Here is a 17,177-nt window from a genome sequence, read left to right as displayed (position 1 = left end):
AACGTGATCAGGCCGCGCGTCTTGATCACGCTGCCGACCGTCTACACCTGAGCCGGGTTGAACCGGCTCACGACGAGCAACGGGTCGTGCTCCTTGTCGGGCTTGCGGAAGGAGGCGTCCCAGCGCGAGGTGATCTCCGTCTGCAAGGGGTCGACCAGGCCCATCGCGATCTGCGGGCGCTCCCCGCGCAGCGTCGCCGGGTTGAGGTTCGTGTCGACCAGGAACTCCTTGGTCCAGCTCAGCGCGGACTCCACCTGCTTGCGCGTCATCCGGCCGACCGGCTTGGCAGCGGGCAGGACGATCCCGGCAGCACCGTCCGCGTACTGGAGGGCCGGCGAGCCTCGGAAGGGCTCTGCGAGCGTCGGGGTGTCCGCCAGCGGGTCGACGGGCGGAGCGGCCGTGGGCGGCGCCGTCTCCGGGGGGAGGGTGGTGGACCCGGCGGTGGGCCGGCCGGAGCTGTCGGAGCGGTAGCCGACCGCGTCGCTTGAGTCCCCGGACGTGCCGGACGTGCCGGACGTGCCGAAGTCGCCGTGCAGCCAGTCCGCCGCGGCGGACGGATTGAGGGCCACCAGGACGACCACGACAGCCAGCGCCACACCCAGCGCTCCGCGCAGCCGGCGGCGCCGGGACGCCCGGCCGTCCATGTCCTGCCAGGCGGGACCGGTGCGCCAGCCCGGCGGCTCCGCCGGCTGCTTCGCCTTCGCGCTCCGCCCCCACCGCTTGTTCTTCTTCTGCTGCTGCTCGGCGAGTTCCGCCTCGCGCCGGAGCCGTTCGGTGACCATCGGGGCGCGTGCCGACGGCTCCTTGGGAGCATCCGCCCGGATATCGCGTTCGGTGTCCTGGACGAACTTCTCCCATACGTCGTCCGATATCTCGGACGGCTCCCCGGAAGCGGGTGGTTCGGTGGTCACGGAAGGCCCCCCACAGGCTGTTTCGGCACGTGAGGGCAGTTGTACAGGCCAATGTTGGAAGCTACAAGTCGGGCGTTGACCGCAGGGCTTCGAGGGCCGAGCGGACGGCTCGCAGGTCCGCGTCGGACGCCAGGCCCGCGTGGTAGAGCCGTGCCTCGGTGGCGCCGAGGGCGGCGGCGTGGGCCAGGTCGGCGGCCAGGGTGCGGGGGCTGCCGCCCATGCCGGTGACGACCGAGAAGTTGGCGGCGAGGACGGTGTCCGGGCGCAGGTGGGGGGCGAAGGGGCTGAGCACGGCGGCCCGTTCGGCCGTGCCGCCGGCGCAGGGCAGGACCAGGCCGTCGGCGTGCGCGAGCACGTCCTCCGCGTCGACGCCGACGTTCGCGCCCGTCCGGTGCGGCCCGGGGTCGGCGTGCAGCAGGATCTGGAAGCCGGGGCCGGCCCCGGCGCGGACCGCGGCCACGATCTCCCGCTGGAAGTGGCGGGCCACCATGGCGCGCCAGGACAGCGTCGCGCCGGCCAGGTCCGCGCCGAGCAGCTTCTCGACCTCGGCCCACTCGGCCGCGCGGTCGGTGGGGCCGGGCTCGCGCTCGCCGGACCAGACGGGCACCAGCGCGGCCTTCACCGCGCTCTGCAGCGCGTCGGCGTCCTGGCCGAGCCCCGCGTAGCCGTCCCGGCAGGTGCGGCAAAAGCACAGCGACATCAGGTACTGGGCCGCCCCGCCGAGCGGCACTCCGCCGATCTTGTCGTGCCCGTGCAGATGGGCGAGGCCGTACCAGCCGCAGGACTCCAGTTCGGTGCCGTCGGTGCCCGGCCGGACCGCCGCCTCCACCGCGAGGTCGGCGGCGTAGGCGCGCACCTCGGGCTGGGCGATGCAGGGCGCCCACGAGTAGCGGTCGCCGTACGCGTTGCGCACGGAGGTGCGCGGGAACTCCTCGCCCAGCCGGGAGTTGTGCGCGAGGACCACCCACGAGTGGACGGACAGCCCAGCCGCCGACAGCGCCGCGGCCGCCTCCCCGTAGGCGTCCGTCGCGGGAACCCACGCCTGCGGGTACGGGCGCAGCGAACGCCCGCTCCAGCGCCGGGGATCCGGCGGGTAGAGCACCGCCGCGTGCCGCGCCGTGACGATGCGCTGCCGCGGATGGCGGGGGGTCAGGGCGCGGGTGGAGTGGTAGGCGGAGGCGAGCGTGACCTGCTGGACGCCGAGGTCGGCGATCCGGCGCGGGGCGTCCGGGTCACCGACGACGTCCCACGGGTAGACGAAGGCGGAGGCTCTCAACTTGGCTCCTCAAGCAGCGGGTCGGCACACGCGTGCCCGATGCTGTCGCACCGGGCACCCGTTCGTCAGCTGTCGCTCAACAGCGCCATTCCGCGCTCGATCAGTTCGGCAAGCTCCTTGACATGAGCGGGCGCGGGCTCGACGAGCGGCGAGCGCACCTCGCCGACGTCCAGACCGCGCAGCCGGACACCGGCCTTCACCAGCGAGACCGCGTAACCGCGGCCCTGGGTGCGCAGCGAGACGAGCGGCCGGTAGAAGCCGTCGATGAGCTTGTTGACGGTCTTGTCGTCACCGGTGTTCAGCGCCTTGTGGAAGGCGAGGGCGATCTCGGGCGCGAAGCAGAAGACCGCCGAGGAGTACAGCAGGACGCCGATGCCGCGGTAGGCGAGGCCGGTGAGTTCGGCGGTGGGCAGGCCGTTGAAGTAAAGGAAGTCGCGCTCGGGAAGGCCGGTGCGCACCTCGCTGATGATCCGCTGCATCAGGTCGAGGTCGCCGAGGCCGTCCTTGAGGCCGATGATGTTGGGGATCCTGGCCAGTTCGACGACGGTCTCGGGGGCGAAGACCGCGTTGTCGCGCTGGTAGACGATGATGTCGAGCCCGGTACCGGCGGCGAGCCCGGAGTAGTGCCGCAGCAGGCCGGCCTGGTCGGGCACGACGAGGTAGGGCGGCATGGCGAGCAGTCCGTCCGCGCCCGCCTCCTCGGCCAGCCGCGCGAACCGCACCGCGAGCGCGGTCCCGTAGCCGGCGCCCGCGACGACCGGCACCCGGCCCGCCGACACCTCGACCGCGGCGGCGACGCAGGCCTGGAACTCCTCGGGGGTGAGCGCGTGGAACTCGCCCGTCCCGCAGCAGGCGAAGACCGCCGCCGCGCCCGCTTCGATGCCTTCGCGCACGTGCGCGCGGAAGATGTCGAGATCCAGCTCACCGTCCGGGCCGTAGGCGGTCACGGGGAAGAACAGCAGGCCGTCGAGGCGCTCGGCAAGTGAGGCTGAGGTCATCGGGTCCCCTTGAAGGTCTGTGCGCTCTTCTGCTGTGCGCTCTTCTGATTAACGTCCATATTCGTGAACGCTGCCACGCTAGGCGAGTCCTACCGCGCCGGTCAAGCGAACGAACACGCCTTGACGGTGGGATGGGCACTCCTTAGCCTGTCCAAGGATATGAATGCCGTCCATGGATATGCCCAGCGATAGCATCAGAGGCAGCTCAGGGACAGCTCAGAGACAGAGGAGAACCCTCATGCCCGCTCCCCGCACCATCCTGCTCACCGGCGCCGCCGGCGGCCTGGGCACCCTGATGCGCGGTCTGCTCCCCGCATACGGCTACGAGCTCCGTCTGCTGGACGTCCTTCCCGTCGACGGCGCGCCGGACGCCATCACCACCGATCTCGCGGACACCGGCGCGCTGCGCGAAGCGGTCAGGGGTGTCGACGCGATCATCCACCTCGCGGGCATCTCCCTGGAAGCCCCGTTCGAGAAGATCCTCCGTTCCAACATCGAAGGGACCTACCACCTCTACGAGGCCGCGCGCCAGGAGGGCGTCCGGCGTGTCGTCTTCGCCTCCAGCAACCACGCGGTCGGCTTCACCCCGCGCCCCACCGGTGACGACCCGCTCATCCCCGTCGACACCCCGCGCCGCCCCGACACCTTCTACGGGCTGTCGAAGTGCTTCGGCGAGGACCTCGCCTCCCTCTACTGGGACCTGCACGGCATGGAGACCGTCTCGCTGCGGATCGGCTCCTGCTTCCCCCGGCCGACCTCCGTGCGGATGCTCTCGGTATGGATGAGCCCCGCCGACTGCGCCCGGCTGCTGCACGCCGCGCTCACCGCCGAGGACGTCCGGCACACCGTCGCCTACGGCAGCTCGGCGAACACCCGCATCTGGTGGGACCTGACGAGCGCCCGCGCGCTCGGTTACGACCCCCAGGACGACTCCGAGCCCTACGCGGCCGACCTCATCGCGGAACAGGGCGAACTCGACCCCGCGAACCCCGACCACGCCCACCTCGGCGGCCACTTCTGCACCCACCCACCGGTCTGGCCGTACTGAGCCGCGCCGGGGCCCACTGAGCCGTATCAGGCCGCTCCGGGGCGGCCCGGGCCGTATCGCTAGGCCATTCCCCGTAGGTGACGCAAGGTAATGGAACCGCAAAGCCGGGCCGATCGTTACGGGTGCATGACCGCAATGACACCCGGCTCGAATGTCCCGCTCTCCGTACCCCGCGTGGCGGTGGACGTCTCCGCACCCGTGCGGCTCGACGTGTCGGGCCTGCTCCTCACCCCCGAGGGCAAGGTGCGCTCGGACGACGATTTCGTCTTCTACAACCAGCCGAACGGACCGGGCGTGACCCACCGCTCGGGCGGCGGCACGGCGCCCGACAGCATCACCGTGGACACCGGGGCCGTCCCCGACGGGATCGAGAAGATCGTCGTGACGGCGAGCCTGGATGCGGCGGGTGCCACCTTCTCCGGCACGGAACCGACCGCCACGATCCGCGATGCCGACAGCGGCACCGTGCTCGCCACCTTCACTCCGCCCAAACTCGGCGCGGAGACCGCGCTCGTGGTCGCCGAGGTCTACCGGCGCGGCGGTGCGTGGAAGGTGCGCGCTGTCGGCCAGGGGTACTCGAACGGGCTGTCCGGCATCGCCACCGACTTCGGGGTGAGCGTGGAGGAACCCGCCGCCGCACCGCAGGCGCCCGCCGCACCGCAGGCGCCCGCCGCACCGCAGGCGCCCGCCGCACCGCAGGCGCCCGCCGCACCGCAGGCGCCCATGGCGCCCCAGGCGCCGCCCGCTCCCCCGCAGGGCTTCGGCCCGCCGCCCGCCATGCCGAGCACTCTCCCGCCGCAGCCCCCGGCCCCGCCCGCCGCCCCGGCCGCGCCGCCCGCGCCCGGGAAGATCAACCTCGACAAGGGCCGGGTCAGCCTCCAGAAGAACCAGTCCGTCTCCCTGGTCAAGGGCGGCAAGCCGCTGATGTCCTCCGTGAAGATGGGCCTCGGCTGGGAGCCCGCCTTCGGCGGCAAGGCCATCGACCTGGACGCGTCCGTCATCGCCTACGGCCCGAACCGCAACCACATCGAGACCTGCTACTTCGGCCGGCTCAGCATCATCAACGGCGCCATCCAGCACGCCGGCGACAACCTCACCGGCGCGGGCGCGGGCGACGACGAGTCGATCACCGTCCACCTCGGCGGCCTGCCCCCCGAGGTCACCGGTCTCGTCTTCACCGTCAACTCGTTCTCCGGGCAGAAGTTCAACAAGGTGGCCAAGGCGTACTGCCGACTCCTGGACGGCGCCACCGGCGAGGAGCTGGTGCGCTTCGACCTGACGAACGGCGAGGCCCGCACCGGGGTCCTGATGTGCAAGATGATCAAGCAGTTCTCGGGCGAGTGGGAGATGACCGCCCTGGGCGAGTTCGTCGACTCCCGCACCGCCAAGGGCATGGTGAAGCCGGCCGCCGCGGCGCTCTGACTGCACCGCGGCCGGCCCGGATCCATCGGGTCAGCAGCGCTTCTGCCGCCGCCAGGGGCCGGTGATCGCCAGCATGATCCCCGGCTCCTGGATGTTGGCGAACAGAGTGTGGCCGTCGGGTCGTAGACCAGACCTTCGATGAGCGGCACCGGTGCGGCCGAGAAACCCGCCGGCAGCCCGAGCAGGCCCTGCGGGTCCTCGACGATCGGGCCGTGGCCCAGCTCGGGCGCGCGGCGCCCGACGGCAACATGAACTGCATTCGGCCACGGGCAGGCAACATATTGATGAGCTCAACAACTCGTAAAGAATCTTCGTATACAAGGCCAAGAACTGACCAATACCCTTTACTGCAAGATTTCATGCGAGAACACTTGACCGCCGCCGCGCAGGGACATAGACCTGAGGTATCCGCAAGCAACCGCGGGGAGGGCGAGCCGGTGAACGTGAAACAGGCCCGCCTCCTACATGAGGACCGGCTTCTCAAGCTGGCCAACGTGACCGGGGTCGGCACCGGGAGGGACGAGCACTCGGGTGAGGACGTCATTGTCGTCTTCGTCACCCGGAAAGTGCCCCTTGCCGACCTCCGAGTTGAAGATGTGGTTCCGACCGAATTGGACGGCGTGCCGGTGCGCGTGCTCGCCATCGGCGAAGTGACCGCACAGAACGATTAATTCTGCGCATGGTCTGCCGCGACGCCCATGTGGCGCCGGAACCGCGAATTCCGGAAAAAGAAAATGAGGAAGAGGTGGTCCGGCATGAGCCGGCCCGAGATGATGCGTGGTCCCACCGGGGGGCACGTAAGCGATTCCTCCAAGCGTCAGGCACTCTCCGATTTCCTCCGGCCGCAGTCTCCGCTCTCCAACGTCGTCGGCTTCGGCCACGGCGTGAAGTGGACCGGCGGACAGCCGACGGGCGAAGAGGCGGTCCTCGTCTTCGTGACGCAGAAGCTCCCCGAGTCGATGCTTCCCGAACGCGATGTGATTCCGCGTCAGATGGACGACGGCACTCCGACCGATGTGCTGGCCGTCGGACATGTCGCCGCCCAGCAGCGGCAGCACCGTGAACTCCAGCGTGACGGCTCCCCGTTCCGAGCCGACGGCACCCTGTCGGACCAGCAGTTACAGCTGGAGGAACTGGGCCTGAGCCTGACGGAGCCGCAGGTGCTCAAGCGCCGTATGCGCCCCGCGCCGTCCGGCTTCTCGGTCGGCAATGTCGCGGTGACGGCCGGCACGCTGGGCAGCGTGGTGTACGACTTCCTGCCCGGTGCCACCACCGACCCGCCGGGACCCGGCATCGGTTCGCCCGCGCAGTTCTACATCCTCAGCAACAACCACGTCCTCGCCGACTCCAACCGGGCACAGATCGGCTCGTCGATCGTGCAGCCCGGCGTTTTCGACGGCGGACAGGACCCGGCCGACCGGATCGCGACATTGAGCCGCTTCATCCCGGTCCAGTTCGCCCCGCAGACCCCGCTCGACCAGCAGAACAACGTGGTCGACTGCGCGCTCGGCCAGGTGGAGTTCCAGGACGCCACCCGGGAGCAGTACTTCAGCGGCGCACCGCGCGCCTGGCGCCGCAAGGCCAATGTGGCCGTCGGCGACCTGGTCAAGAAGAGCGGCCGGACCACCAATCTCACCATCGGCCGGATCGTCGCGATCGACGCCGTCATCGACGTCAATTACGGCACCGCCGGCACCGCCCGGTTCAAGGACCAGATCCTCACGACCAGCATCTCCGCGGGCGGCGACTCCGGTTCCCTGGTGACCTCGCTCGACAGCGTCGCCATGGGCCTGCTCTTCGCGGGCTCGAACACCGTCACCGTTCTCAATCACATCGAGAACGTACGCGCTCTGCTTCGCGTCGAAATCGCCGAGCAGCTGGCCTGAGAGGGGGAATCATGACGACCCAAGCGCAGCAGAAGAAGCAACGTCAGCAGCGTTCCGAGTATCGGTTCATCAACCCCCAGGGCGCCGAGGTCAAGACCCGCGACGAGGCGTTCGGAGCACAGACCGAGGTGTCCGCGAAAGCGGTCGAGACCTCGGCGAAGCTCGAACTGCACAATGGCGCGGTGACCTTCGGCATCGAAGTCACCTACAACCCCAACACCTACCCGCATGTGATCACCGGCGGTCAGATCATCTCCGGCATCTGCGGAGCGCCGTGGGACATCACCGGCGGCTACCTCGGCGAGCAGATCAAGCTCGACGCGAAGCGGTCGGGGCAGGGTTCCTGCGCCAGCACCATCACGATCGTCGGCGAGTACCAGAACCCGCCGGCCTACCGTGGCACCTACGGATTCGACGGGGCGTCGTCCTCGTTCAAGCACACGACGAAGTACGAGTGCTGATCGGGATCCCATCCCTCAATCGCCGGCCGGGCTCGAAAACTGAGCCCGGCCGGCGCCGGCCCTAGCCTTCGGAGCCCGCTTTCGAGCGGGCCTTGAACGCGGCCTTGCGGGCGGTCTTGGCGATGGCCTTGTCGGGGTGGAGCCGTCCCATCGCCTCCAGGACGTCCGAGGTGGCCGGGTGGTCGACGCGCCACACCGCCTCGAAGAAACCGTCGTGCTGCGCGACGAGGTCGCGCACGAGTTCGCCGAGCAGCTCGGGGCCGCTGTCCGCGTCGAGTTGCGCGGCCAGGGTGTCGACGGTCAGCCAGAACACCATCGCCTCGTCCGGCGCCGGGACGTCGCCCGCTCCGCGTTCGGTCAGCCACACCCGGGCCAGCCCGCCGATCTGACGGTCGTCGAGTACGTCGCGCAGCGCGGGTTCGGCCTCGGGGCCGAGCAGGCTGAGGGTCTGCTGGCACATCAGCCGGCGGCCGGGCGCTCCCAGGTCGTCGCCGGTGGAGGCCGCGAGGAGTTCGCGCGCGGCGGCGCCGGGCTCACGGCCGCTCAGCCAGAGTTCGGCCTCGGCGCGGGCCGCCTGGTCCGGGTAGTCGGTCAGCGCGTCCAGCAGCACGTCCGCGGTCCGGTCGGTGAGGTCGCCGGTGGCGGGCGCGTGGGCCCCCGCGTCGAGCAGCCGGGCGCGCACCCCGAACACCCCGAGCGGGGTGAGCCTGACCATGCCGTAGCGGGAGATCTCCTCGGGGTCGAGTTCGCCGGAGAGGGCTTCCGCCTCCTCCTCGTCCGTCTCCTCGATCAGCGCGTCGTCGACCGGCTGATACTCGATCAGCCCGGTGGGGGCGAGCAGCCGGAAGTGGTCGTCGAGGCGCATCATGACCTCGGTGACCTCTTCGAGGATGGCGTCCGTCGGGTCGTCCATGTCCTCGGGGACGACGAGCGAGGCCGCCAGGACGGGCAGCGGTACGGATTCGTGCCCGTCCTCCTCCATCGCGCTGTACGCGTACAGGTTGGCGAGCGCCGCGTCGAGGAACTCGGACTCCTCCTCGGGGTCCCAGTCGAGGGCGTCGAGGTCCAGTACGCCGTCCTCGCCGTCCTGGTCGTCCCCGCCGATCGCGGCGCGCAGCCCTTCGAAGTCCGGTGAGGCGGCCTCGGCGAGCGCGGTCTCCGCCGTGGCCAGCCACACCTCCAGGACGTCCTGCGGCTCTCCGGCGGTCAGTTGCGCGAGCGCCTCGCCGGGCAGCGCCTTGCCCGCGGGCTCGCCGGGTTCCGTGGCCTCGCCCGCGGCCTCGTCGATCTCCAGCTCGACCAGGCCGGTGTCGATCGCGATGCCCCAGGCCTGCGAGGTCTCGGCGAGTCCGTCCTCGTAGGCCTCGATGCCGAGCTCGGCCGCGGCGCGCAGCCGGTCGTCCTGCGTCAGCTCGCCCATGACGTCGACCCGCGTCTCAGGACCGGCCCAACGCGCCAGCCGGACCGCGCGCTCCAGCAGCGGTACGGCGAGCGCGAGCCGTGCCAGCTCGTCCTCGGGAAGCAGCCGCACCGGCGGCAGGGCGAGGCGGTCAGCGGCCATGACGGGGTTCTCCTCAACAGTGGTGGGGGTGAAGGCACCGCGCTCGTGGCGCCGCGCGACCCAAGCCTAGGGCCTGTCCGGCGGATCATGGGCGGGTCCGCGACGCCTGGCCCGGACCGGCCGGACAGGCCCCGGGCGGGTTGGCGCACGGCACGGCGGATTCATCCGCCGGTCGGCGTTCGTTCCCCTGTCCTCCCCTGACAGGCTCTTGACAACAGGCCTGCCAGGCAAGGAAATTGACGCGCGTAGACCTTTGCCCGCAGACCGTTGACCGCAGAGCGGTGACGCGCTCGCCGGTACCTCTCACGGAGGCCACGTTGACCACCCCTCGCACCATCGGCGCCATCGCCGCCGCCGCTCTCGCGGCCGGGCTGCTCGCCATGCCGCAGTCCGCGAACGCGAACGCGGGCACCACCGCTTCCGCCGCCGATGGCGTGCGTATCCACGACATCCAGGGCGCCACCCGGATATCCCCGCTGAGCGGCCAGGCCGTCAGCGCGGTCCCCGGCATCGTCACCGGCGTCCGCGCCTACGGCTCCTCCAAGGGCTTCTGGATCCAGGACCCGACGCCGGACGAGGACCCGGCGACCAGTGAGGGCGTCTTCGTCTTCACCAGCGCCAGCCCGACGGTGGCGATCGGCGACTCGGTGCTGGTCTCGGGCACGGTCAGCGAGTTCTACCCGGGCGGCAAGGCCGCCGGCGGCCAGTCCGTCACGGAGATCACCAAGCCGGTGGTGACCGTGGTCTCCTCCGGCAACGCGCTGCCCGCCCCGGTGGTCCTGGACAACGCCGCCATTCCCGCCGCGTACACCCCGGCCGGCGACCCGGCGGCCACCAACAGCATCGAGGCCCTGCCGCTGCGCCCGGCCACGTACGCCCTGGACCTGTACGAGTCCCTGGAGGGCATGAACGTCCTGGTCGCCGACGCCCGCGTGGTCGGCGCCACCGACCCGTACTCCGAGCTGTGGGTGACGGTGAAGCCCCAGGAGAACCCGTCCCCGCGCGGCGGCACCGTCTACGGCTCGTACACCGGCCAGAACTCCGGCCGGCTGCAGATCCAGTCCCTGATCCCGACCGCCCAGCAGCCCTTCCCGGCCGCGAACGTCGGCGATGTGCTCACCGGCACCACCGAAGGCCCGCTGGACTTCAACCAGTTCGGCGGCTACACCCTCGCCGCCCGCGCCATCGGCACCGTCAAGAACAACGGCCTGCAGCCGGAGACCACCCGCAAGCAGAAGAACGGCGAGCTGGCGGTCGCCACGTACAACGTCCAGAACCTCGACCCGTCCGACCCGCAGGCCAAGTTCGACCGCCTCGCCGCGGGGGTCGTCACTCACCTCGCCTCGCCCGACATCGTCGCCCTGGAGGAGATCCAGGACAACAACGGCGCCGTCAACGACGGTACGGTCGCCGCCGACAAGACCGTGGGCCAGTTCATCGACGCGATCGTCGCCGCCGGCGGCCCGCGCTACCAGTGGCGCTCCATCGACCCGACGAACGGCACCGACGGCGGCGAGCCCGGCGGCAACATCCGCCAGGTCTTCCTCTTCAACGCCGACCGGGTCTCCTTCACCGACCGGCCCGGCGGCGACGCGACGACCCCCGTCTGGGTCGCCAACAACCACGGCAAGGCCGCCCTCAGCGTCTCCCCCGGCCGTATCGCCCCCGGCGACACCGCCTGGGCCGACAGCCGCAAGCCGCTCGCCGGCGAATTCACCTTCCGCGGCAAGCCCGTCATCGTCATCGCCAACCACTTCGCTTCCAAGGGCGGCGACAACGCCCTGACCAGCCGCTTCCAGCCGGTGGTGCGCAGCTCGGAGACCAAGCGCCTGCAGCAGGCCGTTCTCGTCAACACCTTCGTGCACCAGATCCAGGCCGTCCAGAAGGAGGCCAAGGTCGTCGTCCTCGGCGACATCAACGACTACGAGTTCTCCGCCGCCGGCCTCAGGCTCACCGAGGGCCGCGCCCTGAAGGACCTCGTCCTGACCCTGTGCCCCAGCGAGCGCTACTCCTACGTCTTCCAGGGCAACTCCCAGGTCCTGGACCACATCCTCGTCAGCCCGTCCCTCGGCTCGCCGGACTACGACGTCGTGCACATCAACGCCGAGTTCGCCGACCAGGCGAGCGACCACGACCCGCAGATCGTCCGCATCAAGCCGTAACGCCGTCCGGCGCTTACTCGCGCCTCCTCCGTACACCGCGCCCCGTACACCGCGCCCCCCGCGAAGCCTTGTGCTCGCGGGGGCGCGGCCGTTTCCGCTCCTGGGGGCTTGCGCCGTGCCGGTCAGGGCACCCGCCCCGGTGCGGGCTTCGCTTCGTCCCGGACCGTCCGATCCCTTGACTCTCGCCTCACACGGCTCACATACTGACGGCCAAATCGATTTGGCCCCAACGATTCGACCCTTCCCGGGGCCGGACCGGCGGCCAGAGCCGGAGCGAGCCGAACGGAGTTCGACCGTGTCCATCCCCAGCGCCAAGCACCCCGTGGACGAGTGCCGTCCGCTGCAAAAGATGCTGCTTTTCGGCATCCAGCACGTCCTCGTCATGGCCGCGACGCCCATCTCGAGTGTGTTCCTGGTGAGTGCCACGCTCGGTCTCTCCGCGGATCTGACGGTCAATCTGCTGTCGGCCGCGTTCGTGCTCTCCGGAGTCGGAACGCTGCTCCAGTCGCTGGGCCCCTGGGGAGTCGGGTCCCGGCTGCCGTTCGTCATGCTTCCCGGTGGTGCCCCGCTCGTGCTCTTCCTGGCGATCGCCCAGGAGCACGGGGTGCGCACCGCGACCGGCGCGGTGATCCTCACCGGCGTCTTCTACTTCGTCGTACTGCCGGTCTTCTCCCGGTTGCTGAAGTTCTTCCCCACGCTCGTCATCGGGACGATGATCGTGATCGTCGGCGTCAACCTCGTGAAGGTGGGGGCACTGCTGGTCACCGGCAAGCCGGGCTCCCCCGCCTTCGGCGACACCCGCAATCTCCTGCTGGGGCTGGCCACCATCGGCTTCATCATCGCCTTCTACTGGCTGTTCACCGGCGTGCTGCGCCAACTCGCCGTCATGCTCGGCCTGGTCACCGGTACGGCGCTGGCGTTCCTTCTCGGCGGACTCCACTCCGGCGGCACGAGTGGCGGCGGGCTGCTGCACATGCCGCAGCTGCTGCCCTTCGGCACCCCCCAGTTCAGCCTGCTCGCCTCGCTGCCGCTGCTGCTCTACAGCCTCGCCTCGATGGCCGAGGCCACCGGGCAGACGGTCATCAACGGCGAGGCCGTCGGCAAGGAGACCGACGCGCGGCGTGACGCGCCCAAAACCATCCGGGGCGACGCGGTCGTCTCGTTCCTCGGCGGCTTCTTCGGCCTGCCGCTGATGGTCACCAGCGGCGAGAACATCGGGATCGTACGGATCACCGGGGTGCGCAGCCGGTTCGTCACGGTGGCAGCCGGCCTGGTGCTCATCGTCATCGGCGTCCTGGCGCCGATCACCAGGGTGATCATCGCGATCCCCTCGGCGGTGGTGGGCGGCACCGCGATGGTCGTCTTCGGTGTGGTGGCCGTGCTCGGCATGCAGATGCTCAGCCGCAGCCACCTCGACGACCACACCAACACGTTCATCTGCGCCGTCGCGCTCGCGCTGGGCCTGCTGCCGATCCTCATCCCCGGCGTCTACGGCCGGTTCTCACCCAACATCCGGATCCTGCTGGAGAGCGGCGTGGCGGTCGGCGCGTTCACCGCCGCCCTGCTCAACGCGCTGTTCCACCACGTGCGGTCGCCCTTCCAGCGCGGATCCGCCGCCGACCGGATGCCCACCGCCGGCTTCCCCACCCCGGCCTTCGGCCGGGCCCGCACCCAGGACGACCGACCGGGCGTGGCCTCGCCGCAGTGACCCGCGCGTGCCCGCACCTTCGCCTGCCCCCGTACGAAATGAGAGACATGACCAACCCGACTCCCAACCGTCTGCGTGCCGAGCTACCTGCCGAGCTGCGTGCCGCGACGCTGCTGCTGGTACCGGAGGTGGTGCTGTCGCCCGACGGCCCGGTCCGCGACCACGCGGTGGTCGTCGCCGACGGGACCTTCCTCGCCGTCGGCCCGGCACGGCAGTTGGAGCGGGAGTACCCGCACCTGTCGCCGGTCCGCCTGGACGGGGTCGTGCTGATGCCCGGGTTCGTCGACGCCCATCACCACCTCACGCAGAGCTTCGGCTCCTCGCTGGCGTTCGGCGAGCCCTCGGAGATATTCCGCCGGGTGTGGGTACCGCTGGAGAGCGCGCTGGACGAGGAGTCGGCCTATCTCGCCGCGAAGCTGGCCTCGTTGGAGGCGCTGCGCGGCGGCTTCACCACCGTCGTCGACGCGGGCACCCGCGCCCCGATCGACGTGGACGCGATCGCCTCGGCCACCCGCGACGCCGGGATCCGCTGCGTACTGGGGCTGGTCTGCAACGACGCGGACGCCGGCCCGGCCACAGGCCCGCAGGGCGTACTCGCCAACGCCGAGAAACACCTGGCCCGTTACGAGGGCGACGAACTCGTCCACCCGTCCCTCGCCGTCTCGATCCCCGAAGCCGCGACGGAACGCACCCTGCGCGCCACCGCCCGGCTGGCCGCCGAGGCCGGCGCGATCGTGCAGATCCACGTCAACGAACACCTCGCCGCCGTTGAACGGTCCCTGCTCCGGCACGGTCTGCGGCCGTTGGAGTATCTGTACAGGACGGGGGCCCTGGGCCCCCAACTGCTCGGCGCGCACGCGACCCTGCTCACGCCTGCCGAGCTGACACTGCTCCATGACACGGGGACGGCGATCAGCTACAACCCGGTGGCCAGCGCCTGGAAGGGCAACGCCGTGGCCCCGGCGACCACGATGGCCGAGATGGGCATCCGCTTCGGCCTGGGCACCGACGGGACCCGGGGCGACGCCTTCCGGCTGGTCGACGCCGCGGAATTCGCCCAGCGCCTCACGTACGGCCTCGCCACCGGCGACTCCTCGTGCGGTGCCGGCTGGACCTGGCTGGAGCACGCCACCGGTGCGGGCGCCGACGCCGTCGGCCTCGGCGCCCGCACTGGTTCGATCACCGCGGGCGCCTGCGCGGACTTCCTCCTGGTCGACGTCACCGGGCCGGAGATGCGCCCGTCGTGGGACCTGACGTGGGAGCTGGTGCGGCTGGCCAACCGCGATCAGATCACCGCCGTGTTCGTGGGGGGCCGAATGCGCCTGTGGCGAGGATGGCCGACCGACTGGGACGGCCCGGCGCTCGTCGAACAGGCGGCCCGCACCGGCCGCGACATCGCGATGCGGGCGCCCATCACCCGAGTCCACCCCACCTCCGCCGAGCACCGCGCCCGGCAGGGCAGTTGGCCGCGATGAGCACCGAAGTGACCGCGGCCCTCGCCCTCGTCGTCGCGGTCGCGGCGTTCGTCCAGGGCACGAGCGGCCTGGGGTTCGCGCTCATCGTCGCGCCGGTGGCCGGGATCGTCGCCCCCGGCCTGCTGCCGGTGTTCCTGCTGGCGTCGATGATCCCGCTGAACCTTTACGTGGCCTGGCGCGAGCGGGGCAGCCTCGACCTGCGCGGGGCGGGCTGGATCACGGCCGCCCGCCTCGCGGCGACACCGGGCGGACTGCTGCTCCTCTGGCTGATCCCGGAGCGGAGCATCGGCCTGTGCGTCGGAGTGGTGACCGTGCTGGCGGCGCTGGCCAGCCTCGCCGCGCCGTCGTTCACCCCCGGGCGCTGGGCCTATCTGAGCGCGGGCGTCATCACGGGATTCACCGAGACCGCGACGGGCGTCGGAGGCCCACCACTCGCGCTGGTCTACCAGCACCGCCCGCCGGCGGAGCTGCGCTCCACGGTCGCGGTCTGCTTCCTGATCGGCGAGATCGCCTCGCTCGCGCTGCTGTTCACCACCGGCCGGGGCCACGCCGCCCAGCTCTGGCCGGCCGTCCTGATGCTCCCGGCGCTGGCGGCCGGCGCCGGACTGAGCCGCCTGGTCCACCACCGCGTCGACGCCGGGAAGATGCGGGCCTTCGTGCTGGCCTTCGCCATCGTCTCCGGCGTTGTCCTCATGGTCGGGACGTGACGCCCGGGGGCGTGACGCCCAGGGACGTGACGCCCGGACGTGACACGTCAGGGCGTGACACCCTTCGTCGCTGCGCCCCCGGACGTGGACCCCCCGGACGAGACGTCTCGGGACGTGACGCGCAGCGAGGAGGCACGGGCCACGATCCGCGGGTCCGGCGCGCGCAGCACGGCGGGAGTGGTGTCGCCGCGCAGCCGGCCGAGCAACAACTCCACCGCGTCGCCCGCGGCCTGGTCCAGGTGCAGATCAACGGCGGTCAGCGGCGGCTCGCAGGTATTGGCCCGGATCCCGTCGTACCGGGTGACGACCAGGACGTCGTCCGGCACGGAGCGCCCGCTGTCGGTGATCGCGCGGACCGCGCCGACGGCCAGTGCGTCCACCATCACGCACAGGGCGTCGATCCGCGGATGCTCCTTCAGCAGCGCGGCGCAGCAGTCGTAACCCGCCTGCTCACCGCCCTGCTCCGGCACCGCCGCGGACGGCAGCCGCCGGCCCTCCTCGGCGGCGAGCCGCTCGAAGACGGCACGGGCGGCGACGGACGAATGCCGGGTGCCGGAGCCGGTGATGAGCGCCGGATACCGCGCCCCCTGTTCCCGCAGATGCCCGAGCAGCAGCTCCGCGACCGCGGAACCCCGCAGGTCCACATACGGCGCCTCCTCCGGCGCCGCCGCCGGACCGCCCAGCACGACGTAGGGCAGTCCGCGCTCCCGCAGCCGCGCCACCACCGGATCGTCCTCCTCGGGCTCGACGACGATCGCACCGTCGATGTCGACCGACTCCAGGCCGGACCCCGACTCGACGGGCGGGACCAGAACGAGCGCGAACCCATGCGTGAGCGCCCGCTCGGCGGCCGCCGCCGCCACCTCCATATAGAACCCCAGCCGCGACGGCCCGCCCGCCACCGCCAGCGGCATCGACGAAGCCAGCGCAATCGCCTGCGCCTGCCCCCGCCGCAACCGCTGAGCCCGCAGATTCGGCCGGTAGCCGAGCTCCAGCGCGACCTTCTTGACCCGCTCACGCGTCCGCGGATCGACCTTCCCCAGCCCATTGAGCGCATGGGAAACCGTCGTCCGCGACACCTCCGCGGCCCTGGCGACATCGGCGATGGTCGGCTGCCGTGCACCGGAAAGAGAAGGGGTCATCTGCGTACGGTCTCCTCGCTCGCGTCCATTCGGCCGGTCGACGCGTTGCCGGACAGTCTCCTTCAGTTTCCCTCACCAGGACGGGCAGGTGAACTTCTCGTCCGGTGTGACCAGGGGCCGCTTCCGCCCTTGTGATCATGGCGGTGTCTCGCACCGACTGGGACCACATCACCGAGCACGAGCGTGCTGGACTGGATCGAGGAGAACCCTTCGATTAACAACTCTGTGAGCTTGTCCAATATGTCCTCACGCCAGGGCAGTGAGCCAGGCCCTGGACTCAGGCCGCCACGGTGGAGACGGTGGGCGACTCCCGGCGGCAGTCGGCACAGAGGGCGTTCGGGTCGTGGGTGCGGAAGGCGCGGTCGCAGCCGTCGCAGGTTTCCCGGGGGGCGGGGCGGAGGGCGGGTGGCGGGGCGGCTG

General features: G+C 71.0%; 14 protein-coding genes. 9 read left to right on the top strand and 5 right to left on the bottom strand.

Annotation, left to right across the window (positions count from 1 at the left end; all coding sequences use genetic code 11):
• Positions 1-41: 41 nt before the first annotated feature.
• The 3 genes from QMK24_RS29275 to QMK24_RS29265 form a co-directional block, all read right to left on the bottom strand.
• Positions 42-911 carry a hypothetical protein gene (locus QMK24_RS29275; protein WP_349362003.1) on the bottom strand — a complete coding sequence of 290 codons (870 nt, stop codon included), beginning with the start codon at positions 909-911 and terminating at the stop codon, positions 42-44.
• A 61-nt stretch (positions 912-972) separates the two neighbouring features.
• The gene (locus QMK24_RS29270; RefSeq protein WP_283469819.1) at positions 973-2,187 is read right to left on the bottom strand and encodes a hypothetical protein; all 1,215 of its coding nucleotides are present in this window, start codon (positions 2,185-2,187) and stop codon (positions 973-975) included.
• A gap of 65 nt (positions 2,188-2,252) precedes the next feature.
• A complete protein-coding gene (locus QMK24_RS29265; protein WP_283469818.1) occupies positions 2,253-3,185 on the bottom strand; it encodes a 5-dehydro-4-deoxyglucarate dehydratase in 933 nt (310 codons plus the stop codon).
• A gap of 238 nt (positions 3,186-3,423) precedes the next feature.
• On the opposite strand from QMK24_RS29265, the gene QMK24_RS29260 reads away from it, so the two are divergent.
• The 5 genes from QMK24_RS29260 (at position 3,424) to QMK24_RS29240 (ending at position 8,002) form a co-directional block, all read left to right on the top strand.
• The gene (locus tag QMK24_RS29260) at positions 3,424-4,233 is read left to right on the top strand and encodes an NAD-dependent epimerase/dehydratase family protein (protein ID WP_283469817.1); all 810 of its coding nucleotides are present in this window, start codon (positions 3,424-3,426) and stop codon (positions 4,231-4,233) included.
• Between the two features lie 135 nt (positions 4,234-4,368).
• Positions 4,369-5,655, top strand: a complete 1,287-nt coding sequence (locus tag QMK24_RS29255; RefSeq protein WP_283469845.1) for a TerD family protein — start codon at positions 4,369-4,371, stop codon at positions 5,653-5,655.
• 437 nt (positions 5,656-6,092) lie between these two features.
• Positions 6,093-6,326: a hypothetical protein gene (locus tag QMK24_RS29250; protein ID WP_283469816.1), complete on the top strand. Its 234-nt coding sequence runs from the start codon at positions 6,093-6,095 to the stop codon at positions 6,324-6,326.
• 84 nt (positions 6,327-6,410) lie between these two features.
• Positions 6,411-7,541 carry a chymotrypsin family serine protease gene (locus QMK24_RS29245; protein ID WP_283469815.1) on the top strand — a complete coding sequence of 377 codons (1,131 nt, stop codon included), beginning with the start codon at positions 6,411-6,413 and terminating at the stop codon, positions 7,539-7,541.
• 11 nt (positions 7,542-7,552) lie between these two features.
• On the top strand, positions 7,553-8,002 hold the full coding sequence (locus QMK24_RS29240; RefSeq protein WP_283469814.1) for a hypothetical protein: 450 nt from the start codon (positions 7,553-7,555) through the stop codon (positions 8,000-8,002).
• A 61-nt stretch (positions 8,003-8,063) separates the two neighbouring features.
• On the opposite strand, the gene QMK24_RS29235 is transcribed toward QMK24_RS29240, so the two are convergent.
• On the bottom strand, positions 8,064-9,563 hold the full coding sequence (locus QMK24_RS29235; RefSeq protein ID WP_283469813.1) for a hypothetical protein: 1,500 nt from the start codon (positions 9,561-9,563) through the stop codon (positions 8,064-8,066).
• Positions 9,564-9,880: 317 nt separating this feature from the next.
• On the opposite strand from QMK24_RS29235, the gene QMK24_RS29230 reads away from it, so the two are divergent.
• The 4 genes from QMK24_RS29230 to QMK24_RS29215 all read left to right on the top strand — a co-directional run bounded on the left by QMK24_RS29230 (position 9,881) and on the right by QMK24_RS29215 (position 15,615).
• Complete coding sequence (locus tag QMK24_RS29230) at positions 9,881-11,725, top strand: DUF8508 domain-containing protein (RefSeq protein WP_349307875.1); 1,845 nt, start codon at positions 9,881-9,883, stop codon at positions 11,723-11,725.
• Positions 11,726-12,020: 295 nt separating this feature from the next.
• Positions 12,021-13,433 carry a uracil-xanthine permease family protein gene (locus tag QMK24_RS29225; RefSeq protein ID WP_283469812.1) on the top strand — a complete coding sequence of 471 codons (1,413 nt, stop codon included), beginning with the start codon at positions 12,021-12,023 and terminating at the stop codon, positions 13,431-13,433.
• A 47-nt stretch (positions 13,434-13,480) separates the two neighbouring features.
• On the top strand, positions 13,481-14,908 hold the full coding sequence (locus QMK24_RS29220; protein ID WP_283469811.1) for an amidohydrolase family protein: 1,428 nt from the start codon (positions 13,481-13,483) through the stop codon (positions 14,906-14,908).
• Positions 14,905-15,615, top strand: coding sequence for a sulfite exporter TauE/SafE family protein (locus tag QMK24_RS29215; RefSeq protein WP_283469810.1), 711 nt, complete (start codon positions 14,905-14,907; stop codon positions 15,613-15,615). Before QMK24_RS29220 ends, QMK24_RS29215 begins: the two co-directional genes overlap by 4 nt.
• A gap of 47 nt (positions 15,616-15,662) precedes the next feature.
• On the opposite strand, the gene QMK24_RS29210 is transcribed toward QMK24_RS29215, so the two are convergent.
• Positions 15,663-16,757, bottom strand: a complete 1,095-nt coding sequence (locus QMK24_RS29210; protein WP_283469809.1) for a LacI family DNA-binding transcriptional regulator — start codon at positions 16,755-16,757, stop codon at positions 15,663-15,665.
• Between the last annotated feature and the right edge of the window lie 420 nt (positions 16,758-17,177).

Origin of the sequence: Streptomyces sp. PH10-H1 (assembly GCF_030063355.1) — a bacterium.
GTDB lineage: Bacteria > Actinomycetota > Actinomycetes > Streptomycetales > Streptomycetaceae > Actinacidiphila.
The sequence above is the reverse complement of the archived record's forward strand: the minus strand, read 5'-3'. Positions and strand labels throughout refer to the sequence as shown.